Annotated in this window: 10 protein-coding genes; 1 reads left to right on the forward strand and 9 read right to left on the reverse strand. The window is 38.4% G+C overall.

All coding sequences use genetic code 11. The features are described 5' to 3' along the window. Positions 1-388: 388 nt before the first annotated feature. From glmM to AC1VS3_RS11480, 4 genes are all read right to left on the reverse strand, one after another. A complete protein-coding gene (gene glmM, locus AC1VS3_RS11465) occupies positions 389-1,723 on the reverse strand; it encodes a phosphoglucosamine mutase (RefSeq protein ID WP_008687141.1) in 1,335 nt (444 codons plus the stop codon). Positions 1,724-1,740: 17 nt separating this feature from the next. After that, on the reverse strand, positions 1,741-3,111 hold the full coding sequence (locus tag AC1VS3_RS11470) for a CdaR family protein (RefSeq protein WP_008687140.1): 1,371 nt from the start codon (positions 3,109-3,111) through the stop codon (positions 1,741-1,743). Further along, positions 3,111-4,583, reverse strand: a complete 1,473-nt coding sequence (cdaA, locus tag AC1VS3_RS11475; protein WP_008687139.1) for a diadenylate cyclase CdaA — start codon at positions 4,581-4,583, stop codon at positions 3,111-3,113. The genes AC1VS3_RS11470 and cdaA overlap by 1 nt, the downstream gene beginning before the upstream one ends. Before the next feature lie 220 nt (positions 4,584-4,803). Beyond that, positions 4,804-5,577, reverse strand: a complete 774-nt coding sequence (locus AC1VS3_RS11480) for an HAD-IIB family hydrolase (protein WP_008687138.1) — start codon at positions 5,575-5,577, stop codon at positions 4,804-4,806. Between the two features lie 107 nt (positions 5,578-5,684). On the opposite strand from AC1VS3_RS11480, the gene AC1VS3_RS11485 reads away from it, so the two are divergent. Further along, a complete protein-coding gene (locus AC1VS3_RS11485) occupies positions 5,685-5,846 on the forward strand; it encodes a hypothetical protein (protein ID WP_008687137.1) in 162 nt (53 codons plus the stop codon). Positions 5,847-5,977: 131 nt separating this feature from the next. Here the strand turns inward: AC1VS3_RS11485 and AC1VS3_RS11490 are convergent, their stop codons facing one another. From AC1VS3_RS11490 to AC1VS3_RS11510, 5 genes are all read right to left on the reverse strand, one after another. Further along, positions 5,978-8,134, reverse strand: a complete 2,157-nt coding sequence (locus AC1VS3_RS11490) for a DNA topoisomerase (RefSeq protein ID WP_008687136.1) — start codon at positions 8,132-8,134, stop codon at positions 5,978-5,980. Positions 8,135-8,533: 399 nt separating this feature from the next. Further along, positions 8,534-9,694 (reverse strand): 3-phosphoglycerate dehydrogenase family protein, encoded by a 1,161-nt coding sequence (locus AC1VS3_RS11495; RefSeq protein ID WP_008687134.1) that lies wholly within the window; start codon positions 9,692-9,694, stop codon positions 8,534-8,536. 11 nt (positions 9,695-9,705) lie between these two features. Beyond that, positions 9,706-10,791, reverse strand: coding sequence for a 3-phosphoserine/phosphohydroxythreonine transaminase (gene serC / locus AC1VS3_RS11500; protein WP_008687132.1), 1,086 nt, complete (start codon positions 10,789-10,791; stop codon positions 9,706-9,708). Between the two features lie 275 nt (positions 10,792-11,066). Next, complete coding sequence (locus AC1VS3_RS11505; protein ID WP_008687130.1) at positions 11,067-11,399, reverse strand: branched-chain amino acid transporter permease; 333 nt, start codon at positions 11,397-11,399, stop codon at positions 11,067-11,069. Beyond that, positions 11,396-12,100 carry an AzlC family ABC transporter permease gene (locus AC1VS3_RS11510; protein WP_226897019.1) on the reverse strand — a complete coding sequence of 235 codons (705 nt, stop codon included), beginning with the start codon at positions 12,098-12,100 and terminating at the stop codon, positions 11,396-11,398. Before AC1VS3_RS11510 ends, AC1VS3_RS11505 begins: the two co-directional genes overlap by 4 nt. Between the last annotated feature and the right edge of the window lie 109 nt (positions 12,101-12,209).

Consider the following 12,209-nt stretch of genomic DNA (forward strand, 5'->3'; position numbering starts at 1 on the left):
CAAAATCGTATACGATATCGTATACGATTTTGTATGTTCAAAAAACTATAGAATAACAAGTTATTTCGTATGAAAATACAGAAAAAAACAAAAAAAAACACCAAAATACGCAATCTTGGTGTATATTTATAAAAGCATACCTTTTTGTACGAATGAAGTTACTTTTAATTTCCAGAAATATAATCTTTATTCTTTTTATTTATAACGTATTTTTGGGCATTCGTCAATCTAAATTGGAAAATTTTGGTAATCGCATAAAATTGTTATCATGGACAAATCTTGCTTTGCTAGATGCTAAACAAGCTTACAATAAATGAATTTCAAACACACTATCACAAACACATCACAAATATAAAAAGGGTGCTTTTTTTAACACCCCGAAGTATTCTTATAATTGTTTTTCTTTGATAAAATCAATCACACGATTTACATAAGATGCACAAAGTTCATCTGTTTCAGCTTCTACCATAACACGAATCAATGGCTCTGTTCCACTTGGTCTTACCAAAATTCTGCCATTATCGCCTAATTCCTGGGCAACAGCATCTACTTGTGCCTGCAATTCTTTATCTTCTAAAGCAGCCTGTTTATTCTTTACCACCGTATTAATCAATAATTGCGGATATATAAACAACCCTTCGCTCAGCTGTTTTAATGACTTTCCTGTTGCCTTCATTACTTCCAGCAGCTTTAATGCGGTAAACAAACCATCTCCGGTGTTTTCATGTTCATAGAAAATGATATGTCCACTTTGTTCACCACCGATTGAATAGTCATGTTCCCGCATGCATTCAAACACATATTTATCACCGACTGCCGTTTGTTCATAACGAATGCCCTTTTTATCAAACGCATGATATAAACCAAGATTGCTCATAACCGTAGTAACTACGACATCCTCATGTAACTGCCCTTTTTCATGCATATAACAGCCACAGATATACATCGTATAATCACCGTTGATAAGTTCGCCATCCTCATTTACCGCAATCAAACGATCGGCATCTCCATCAAAGGCAAATCCCACATGGTAATCGCCATCCTTCATCATCTGCTGTAATTCTTCCGGATGTGTAGAACCACATTTGGTATTGATATTCACACCATTAGGAGCTGAATGAATAACCTCTACCGTAGCGCCTAATGCGGTTAATGTTTCTGCTGCACAGCTAGTTGCTGAACCATTTGCCAGATCCAAGGCAATGCGCATGCCGTTCAAATCTAAAGGTACGATATCTTTTAAATGAGATTCATATAATTCTAATCCTTCATCCCATTCCAAAACTTTTCCTATTTTATCTTCATGCGCCAAGTCAATCATGATTTCACCATCGATATAACGTTCGACTTCTACTTCGATTTCTGGATTCATTTTGCACCCTTCGTGGTTAAAGAGCTTGATCCCATTATCATGATAAGGGTTATGGGAAGCACTGACCATGATACCACAATCAAAATGCTCCTTTTGTACCAAATACGAAACGGAAGGGGTAGGACATACCCCTAATAGATATACGTTTGCTCCTGTGGAAGTTGCACCAGCTGCTAATCCCATTTCAAACATATCACTGCTAAGGCGTGTATCTTTCCCAATCAAGATTTTTGCATGGCGCTTTTTTCCATAATACCATCCCAGATACTGTCCGATGCGCACTGCCATATCCAAAGTGAGTGTATCATTGGCGCGTCCACGTGCACCATCGGTTCCAAAATATTTTCCCATAATGTCATTCCTTCCTTTTACTTTTCTTTCACCGCAATTGTTACTGTCGCATTTTTCACTGCATACGTCGCCAGTTTGTTTTTGCCTTCTACAATAAGTGGTTGCTCATACGTACCTGCCTTATCAATCTTACTGACATCTACATAAACATGCAGATCCTCGATCTTAACTTTATCAATGACCTTTTTTGCCCCGGAAATAGTCACACTTGCATTTTGCTGTGTACCATTTGCCAACGCAAAGGTAAAACCATCCATGCCATTTTCGATTTTGATTGGTACTTTATTCATGACACGTTCTTTTTTATCTGCCAATTTCACAGATATATTTACAACGCTTTCACTGATTTTTGTCACTCCATTAGGAGGAACGATCGGCATCGGGAAGTCACGATTGCTGGTCAGTGTAGATGCCGGTATCGTGATCGGTAATACTTCAATCTGATCCAATACACTTTGTTTTGCGTATACTGTAACCTTATCATGATTTAATTTATACGATTCAATCGCTTTATTTGCCGGTATTACACCATTTGGCACAATGCTTAAGCTTACGCGCTTATTGGGCTTGCTGACTTTGACATGCGCATTCATCTTATCCGGAATAATATCTACATCCATCTTATTTCCTTTATCATCATATGCAGCTATCGTCGCTTCGGTCGTAAAATCACTTGTGTAATTTTTCTTAACATCAATCAAAGCTTTGACATAAGCAATCGAATCTAAAGTTTCCGCAGATGCCCGAACATGAACTTCGCCCTGCTCTAATTCTGGTTCGCCTAAATCGTAGATACTGTCCATATTCGAACGATTCACAAAATCATATCCTAACGTAAAACTGCGAATTGATTTTTTCTTGATGGTCACGATGCCATTGCTCGGTTCCAATACTACTTCAACACGACTTGGTGCACCCTCTGTCGTATATTTTACTTCATGTGTTCCTTCCGTAAGATCCGTCAAATTCGCAACGACACGGAAATTTTTCTGTTGTTTCACACTTTTGATATCACTGATATCCCCAATGATACGCACCTTTACCATCTCATCCAAACCAGTGACTTCATAAGCTTGATTGGATACGACCGCACTTACCTTATACTCTCCTAAGGTTTCCGCACTCTTCATATTTTCAAACAATCCACTATTATCAGAACTCATCCCGAAATAAAACAAAACAGCAACCATTAAAGCAACAATCTTGCCATGCTTCTGATTAAATAATAATTTATCTACCCAACCGCTAATCCAGCGAAAGACACGGCTTAAACGAATTTCCACATTGGCATATGTTTTCGCAAAAGTTTGGGACTTTTCAGCAATCGCCTTGGCTAACTCTGTCTTTCCTTCTGAGCTTAGCTGTGTTCTTTTTTTCTTCTTTGCCATTAAGAATCACTCCTTTCATCATCATTCTGTAAGGAGGAATCATCTTCTTCATCTGCTTTTTCATAATGCAATACGATTGCCTCAGGTTCAATGACATCATTAAAAAGATCATCGGCCATACCCATACTACTTAATGGATTTACTTTACTATGGTTTTCTGTATCATCATGTGACAGCTTCAAATCTTCTTTCTTTTTCTTTGTTTCTTTCTTCTGCTTCTTATTATCTTGACTTTCCTCTTTCTTACGATTTTCTTTTGCTTTATCCGCTTCTATTTGCGCCTTGGTACGACGTTTACGCTTTTTCTTTACCGGTTCCATCAAAGTCTCTTCCATCATAGATGTCTTATCAATAACCTCTTTGGTTTCCTCTTCCATGTCTTTTTTATCCGTCACGGTATCCGTATCAACAATTGTTTCAAATAGTTGATCTAATGGTGCATCCTGTTTTACAGCAAGATCTTCTATTTCAATCTTTTCCTTACTGTTTTCTACGATCACCACATCCTGTTCATGAACCGGTGCTTGTTTATCCTTCTTTTTCTTCGTATATTTATTAGCTGTTTCAACATTGTTTTTTGCCCGTCGATTCTTTCCTTTGAAATAATGTGCAAAAAACCCTTGTTTCTTACCGGCAGGCAGCTTGTTGTCCGGTTTGCTTTCTTTCTTTTTCACACTGCTTTCTTCTTTTTCCTTCACATTGCTTTGTGTGCCTAAGATATTCATCAAGAATTCCCGCAAACTTGCTTCCGAATACACCGTAAGTTTTCCTTCTTGGGCAATCGAAATATTCCCGGTCTCTTCACTGACGATGATCGTGATGGAATCGGTAATTTCACTAATACCAACAGCAGCGCGATGACGTGCTCCATAACTGGTAGGCAGTTCTCTGGAAGTCGGTGGGAAATAGGCAGCAGCACAGGCAATCTTTACCCCTTGGATAATGACGGCACCATCATGCAGCGGCGTGCCATATTGAAAGATGGAGCATAATAACTCACTGGACACGACGGAATTCATCGGTGTTCCGGTTTTAATGAAATCACTTAACGAATGTCCTTGTTCTATCGAAATTAAAGCGCCGGTCTTTGTCTTAGACATCTCCGCACATGCTTTAACTAGCTCATCCACTAAATTTTCACGTTCATTCACTGTCAACGTGGAGATACGTGAAAAGACGCTGGTCTTACCAATTTTCTCCAGAATACTACGAATCTCCGGTTGGAAGATGATGATAATTGCAGGCACTCCCCAATTCATGATGGATGTTGTCATAGCTGCTATCGTATTTAATTCCAGATAAGTGGCAATGGCCTTAACAATGATAACCAATAGAATACCTTTAAAGATCTGAATGGTTCTAGAATTATTCTTAACGATTTTCAAACAATAGTATACCAATGCCCAGACGCAGGCAATATCAGCCAATTGTCTGATCAATACCCATAGATTATTCAGTGTGAAATAGCTCATGAGAAAAACACTCCTCTCGTATGTATTATTATAGCATAGAATCAAACACTCCCATACAAAAAGCGTCAAGATTTTGCCCCACACTTCTATCTTTTTTCGTTTTGTAAACAGATTTTACCAGAAGCAAACCCTGCTCCTTTCCTGAAATAAAAAAAGATCCCACCTTTCATAAACAACGTTTATTTATTTCCGTTGTCTACTTTAGAGGGATCCTATCAAACTACATCTCTTTCATTATTTCATTAATACAATCCGCAACACTATCATACACTACACCAATTTGTTCTTTGATTACACTGCGGGCATGTGACAATGTACTGCCATGAAATTCTTCCAGCATCGGCAAATCGTTAAAGGAGTCTCCGATTGCATATATGGCATCATGATCCAACCCGAAATGATCTTCGATATAATATAACCCCTCAGCTTTGGATACCCCATGAGGAACAATGTCTACACAATTCACATTAATAAAAGCTGTCGCATAGCCTTTAAAATTCGCATTAATGTAATGCGCGATTTCCTCTGCCAGAATCGTATCGTTCAAAGATACGACCAGCTGCGCAATCTTACCGCGGTCTAAAATAGTTTCTTCCGCATCAGAAGCATCCGGCATATTTCCATATTTATGATCAATCTGATTTTTATCTACACTGAATTTATATCGATGATATCCATCATTAATAACATAAGAGACACAATCTAAAGTCTTAATATAACTGATGATGTCCAATGCATGATTATATTCCATAAACATACATTCCAACAAATTACCATCCCCATCATATATGACACCGCCATTGTTGGTTATGATAAAATCATAGGTAAATCCATTACGCTCGATCTCCTTTTGTAAAGACTCCATGCTGCGTCCGGTAACGATACCAAACAGATTACCGGCCTTGCGAAAACGTGCAATTGCCTCAATATCCTTTTCTGCGACCAGCTCTTCTGTACGCAATGTTCCATCATAATCACTAGCGAGTATCTTCATAATCATCCTCCATCTTGCAGTTTTATTGTATCAAGTTTTACGAAAAAAACAATGTTTTCGTATAACTTTTTAGGAACATCCCATACTACAAGCAGGAGGTGTTAGAAATGGCACGAAAGAAATACCGTCCTGGAATGAACTGCGAAAAAACTGGTAAATATGCTTGCTATGATGCAAATGGCAACGAAATGTACCGTGATATCGACGTTGAAAAGGACAGACGTTTTCCTCCTTCTCAGGAAGAAGGATGCTACTACGAAGAGCAGTAGTATTCTAACTGACTGTTCGCACGTATGTGCATAAGAAAAATCCTTCCCATCCTTATCGGATATATGGAAGGATTTTTTTATGTTTAAACCGTATGATCTCGTTTTTCTGAAAGTTTCTTTTGGTTTTTCTACTATTGAGTTTTTTGATAATCCAACAGACGATATACAGCTCTGCCATTGCGAATACCTAATTGCAAGATTTTGATACTTTCTGTTTCTTCTTGCATCACCTTTACCAGACAATACTTATCTTTTAATAACTTTTCTGCCATCGCCTTGTTCATGGTTTTTCCAATCCCCTGTAAGAATCGATCCTCTTTCCAAAGTGCGAATTTACAGCCATTGCGATAATTGACACAGCCAAAGCCTTTCGTATTTTCCACGATTTTATTTCCGCATACTGGACAAATGCCAACGGCTTCACGTTTGTCATCAATAGGCACACTCTCCACCTTTACATGAGAAAGATCCTCTTTTAGATGGGGGATAAAAGCTTCCAGCACACTGTCTACCAGCGTTTTCACATCTGCTTTCCCTTCCTTGATATCTTCTTGAATGACCCACCATTTGGCAGTTAAATCAGCGGTTTTAATTTCGTCAGGCAATAGGTGATAAAAATCCTTTCCTAGCTGTGTGGATAAGATTTGTTTTCCCTTCATGACGACATATCCTCGTTTCAACAAGGTTTCCACAATTTGTGAACGCGTAGCACTCGTACCGATTGAACCGTTTTCGCCTTTTTTCCCTTTATCCTTTTTCTTTAGAATATCCTTAATTTCTTTATCCTTCACATACTTTGCGATGCTTGTCATGTCTTTGATCAACGTTGCTTGAGTATAACGTTTTGGTGGATTTGTTTCTTTTTCCACAAAGACATCCTCTTGTAAGACTGCCTCATAATTCCCTTTTGGTAAAGTAAACTTGCCACTGTCTGTTTCTTCATGATCGCCATCATCTTCTTTTTCTGGTTGAAAGAACTGTTTATAGCCTTCATCTAAGATAAAGGTACTGACTGCTCTTAATTCCCCTTGTTCGCTTTTGATACTGGCAATCACTTGTCGTTTTTTAATTGGTGGTAAAAATTGCATGATGTAATAACGGCATATTTCTTCATACACTTTCCGTTCATCAGGCAATAGTGCTTGGATAGGGAAATCACTCATGGTAGGAATGATAGCATGATGTGCCGTAACATATTTATCATTAAAGCATTCAGAATGAATTTGATAATCTACCGGATAGCTTTCCTGCAATTTTGCCATAACATGTGGCAATACTTTATCAGCCTCTGTAAAATGTTCTTCCTTTAAATACTGCGAATCACTGCGGTTATACGTGATTGCCTGATATTTATCTCGCAGCGTTTGTGTAATCTGATCTGTCTTTGCCAATGTAAAACCATATTTGGTATTCATATGTGCTTGCAATTTGGCTAGATTAAAAGGTAATGGCGGCCGCACTTCTATTTCTTTTTCCTCAACTTTTACTTTTTGTACATCCTGTTGATGAACCTGTTGTGCAATTTCTTCCAATATCTCTTTATGCAAGATATGTTTTCCATCATCCAACAAATCAGATTTCGGTTTAAAAACAAAAGGAATAAGAACATCTTCATGTAATAGTGCACCATCGACATGCCACTCATAATACTTTTGTTTTACATGGTTATCAATTTGCTCATCCCTTGTCACAATCAATCCAAGGGTAGGACTTTGCACACGTCCCACACTCATCCCACTGCGTCTTAATGCTAAGGAATATAAACGCGAATAATTAATGCCCACCACATAATCCGCCACTGCTCTGGCATAGGCACTACGCCCTATAGCTATGAGCTTTTCATCATTATCAATAAGCTCATGAAAGGCTTTTTTTATATTCGCCGGAGTATTATCATTGATATATACCCGCTTAACAGGCTTCGTATTTTGCGCATATTGTAAAATTTCATCGATTAGAAATTGTCCTTCATCATCCGGGTCACCTGCATGAATGATTTGATCACATTGCTCTATCAATGCCATGATCTGCATGACGCGCTCTTTCTTATTGCCATCAGGAACTAGCTTCCAGTTTTCAAAACAAATCGGCAGATCTTCTTTACGCCATTTTTTATATTTTGCATCATACTCATCTGGTTCACAAAGACGCAATAAATGACCATATGCCCAAGTAATCGTCACATTCTTTTTGACGATGACTCCTCGCACTTCTTTACTTGGTCCATCAATGGCCTTTGCGATTGCTCTTCCTAATTCCGGTTTCTCTGCAATGATCAAGGAATGCACACAGCCTCATCCTCTCTTTTACACTCATTAGCTTGCATGGTTTTGGATAATATCTTACCTCATCCAGCCAGCAGGTACTGCCAATTATAGCATATTTCGGCAAAAGCATGAAGAAAATCTTAGTAACCAAATTGCTCATGATCATGGTATTGCTCGCTATGGCAAAGTGTTCAAAAGACTGACTAGCCCTATATTCTTTTTCACATTTTTGATGATCCTATCGTATGTACCTTTATTCACATACAATAACCTTGAATATGGTATCCAGCATTCCAGATACATTTTTTTATAAGGAGATTCCTATACAAAAAGATCACTCCTTTTGTAAACAACGTTTTATTTATTTACGTTGTCTACGAAAGAAGTGATCATATCACATGTTACTTTCTTTATCCTTCTTTATTTTACAATCAAACGTGCCATGACAATACCTTCACGTTCCTGTAAGCGCTGCACCAATTCTTCACTTACTTCATCATTGGTTTCTAAAATGGTATACGCATAATCTTTCTTACCTTTACTAGCCATGTTTTCAATATTGATACCATGATTACCTAGCGCTGTGGATACGCTGCTGATCATATCCGGAATATTTTTATTAATGATACAGATACGATACTTGGTTTCCTGTGTGATTTGCATATCCGGTAAATTCACAGAGTGCGTAATATTGCCATTTTCCAGATAATCCATGATCTCCTTAGCTGCCATCACCGCACAATTTTCTTCACTTTCCGGTGTTGAAGCACCTAAGTGAGGAACTCCGATAACATTATCAAACTGCATCAGCGCATTGGTAGGAAAATCGGTAACATAGCTGCCAATCTTACCTGCCTGTAAGGCTTTTACCATTGCTTCATCATCAACAAGACCACCACGAGCGAAGTTTAAGACACGTACGCCATCCTTCATCATGGCAATGCCTTCCGCACTGACAATGTTTTTCGTAGCTTCCATATAGGGTACATGCACGGTGATATAATCACATTCCTCAAAGATCGTTTTTAGATCCTTTGCATGATGAATGCGGGACTTTAAGGTCCATGCCGCCTGTACGGAAATATAAGGGTCATACCCATACACTTCCATATCCATGGCCGCCGCTGCATTTGCCACTTGTACACCGATGGCACCTAAACCAATGACGCCCAACTTTTTTCCGGCAATCTCCGGACCGACAAATTGGCTCTTACCTTTTTCAACCGCCTTGGAAATATCTTCACCTTCCAGTGATTTCACCCAGTTCACACCTTGAGCAATTTTACGGCCACTTAAGATCAGCGCCGCAATCACCAATTCTTTAACCGCATTGGCATTTGCTCCCGGTGTATTGAAGACAACAATACCTTGCTCACTGCACTTATCCAATGGAATATTATTGACGCCGGCACCGGCTCTCGCAATACATTTCAAAGAAGCTGGAAATGCTACATCATGCAGCTTCGCGCTACGCACCATGATGGCATCATAGTCATCAAAGTCTTCGCTAAAGCTATATTTGGTTTCATCAAACTGTTGAATTCCTGCTTCTGCTATCTTATTAAATAATTTTACTTTCATATGGTTTTCCCTCACTTATTTTCTTCTTCAAATTTCTTCATGAAGGCAATCAGTGTTTCTACACCTTCCATAGGCATGGCATTATAAATGGATGCCCGCATACCACCTACTGCACGATGGCCTTTCAGGTTGCTCATACCGGCTGCCGCACTTTCCTTCGCAAACAGTGCATCCAATTCTGCATTCGGAGAACGGAAAGTCACATTCATCAAAGAACGATCACTTGGATTTACCTGTGTCTGATAGAAATCGCTTGTATCTAAATACGTATATAACAGCTTCGCTTTTTCTTCATTACGCTTTGCCATGACAGCTAAGCCACCCATCTCTTCGATCCATTCCAATACTAAGCCTAAAATATAGATGGCATACGTTGGTGGTGTGTTGTACATAGAATCTTTTTCGGCAAGTGGTGCATAATCCATCATAACAGGTGTAAATTCCTTCGCATGGCCAATCAGATCCTCACGTACAATGGCAACAGTCAAACCGGCGCAGCCCATGTTTTTCTGTGCTCCGGCAAAGATGATGCCATAATCCTCTACCCGAATCGGTTTTGATAAGATATTGCTGGACATATCCGCAACGATAGGCACTCCCTTTGTATCCGGTACATATTTCCACTCTGTACCATAGATCGTGTTATTGGCGCACAAATAAACATAATCCGCATCCTTGTTTAATGCCAGCTCCTGCTGTTTTGGAATATACGTAAAATCTTTATCCTTACTTGTTCCTGCCAAAGCAATATCCCCATATTTCTTCGCTTCGGCATATGCTTTATTGGCAAAATATCCGGTGACGATGTAATCTGCTTTCCCTTTTTGCAGCAGATTTAAAGGCACCATTGAAAACTGTGAAGTTGCCCCTCCCTGCAGAAATAATACTTTATAGTTATTAGGAATTGCCAGAATGGTTCTAAGTCTTTCCTCTGTCTTTTTAATAATGGCATCATATGCCTTGGAACGATGACTCATCTCCATGACCGACATTCCACTGCCCTCATAATTCAGCATCTGCGATTGTGCTTTTTTCAATACCTCCAGTGGCAGCATGGATGGTCCAGCTGAGAAGTTGTAAATTCTTTTTTCGGCCATAATTCGGCACCTTCCTTTCTTTTTACTTTATGTATGTGATGATAATTATAGCACATATGAAATGAAATGAAAGTGATAATGTAAAAAGCTTATAAATTTTCTGAAATAGTTTTCTTAACATAAACAATCCGGCGATGCTTGTCCTTGTATCAAAGACACAATAAAAAAAAGCACTATCCTAAAACGCTTTTACATTAACGTCTAAAAGATAATGACTTTTTACTCTATGCAGATGGCATAAGCTCCTCTTTGCTGCCTTCATCATAAACATATGTTTAGGCAAAAACAACTTGAATCAGCATCATATAAACAAACGTGCCGCCAATGATACTGATCATATTATTACGTTTCCATATATGCAATAAGACAACACATCCAATTCCCAGAAACTCTGGAATTCCATAGGGATATGACATAAAGGCTGTATGGCGGACACAATATATGATAAGACAAAGCATGATTGCCATCGGTAATACTTTGCCAAGATATAGGATTCTTTTAGGAAGTTTATCCGGGTTTTTAAAGATGAGAAATGGTATCGCTCTGGTTAGGAAAGTACAAAAAGCTACAACTAAAATAATGCTCAACGATGCCTGTGTCGTTATCATGATCGTTCTTCCTTTCTTCGTTCAACATTTTTCTCAAAGATCAGCAAGAAGATAACCAGAAGCAATAATGCCGGTAATAAAAAGTTATCAAAGCCAAAGACAACAATACTTATAAGAATGGCGAAAGCCGCAATATAAGCAGGCAGATGATTGACAGTATGCAGCCATTGTTCTACAAAGATGACAGTAAATAAAGCTGTCATAGCAAAGTCAATTCCGGTTGTATCAAAATTTAACAGACTTCCTAAAACGGCACCAATCACTGATCCTATGACCCAGTAGCATTGATCAAAGAGAGAAATGAAAAACATCAACTTCTTCCCATGTTCCGCTTTTTGATCAGGAATGGCACATAATAAAGAATAGGTTTCATCTGTTAAAGAGAATATCATATACCACTTCTTTTTTCCCATTCTGCTAAACACATCTAAAAAAGATAATCCATAAAACAATTGTCTGGCATTTACTGTAAGTGTAACTATTGCCGCCTCTAGCAAATGAAAACCAGAATGAAAAAAAGTTAACATAACGAACTGCATACTGCCTGCATAAACAAAAAAACTCATGAAAAAGGCCCACAGCGCAGAATATCCTTGTTGTTCACATAAGATGCCAAATGCCATACCTAAAAAGACATACCCAATCATAACCGGAAAGCTTAATTTTATAGCTTCTTTCACAATTTCTTTCAATACTATCACCCCTATTTAGTTTCTTATTGTAATGGATTTATTGAAATATTACAACTATACCATAGTGATCAGCTTGTGTCAAGTAGACACACAAAATAATTAAAACATTTTTGTCCAT

It is taken from the genome of Longicatena sp. (genome assembly GCF_982403165.1).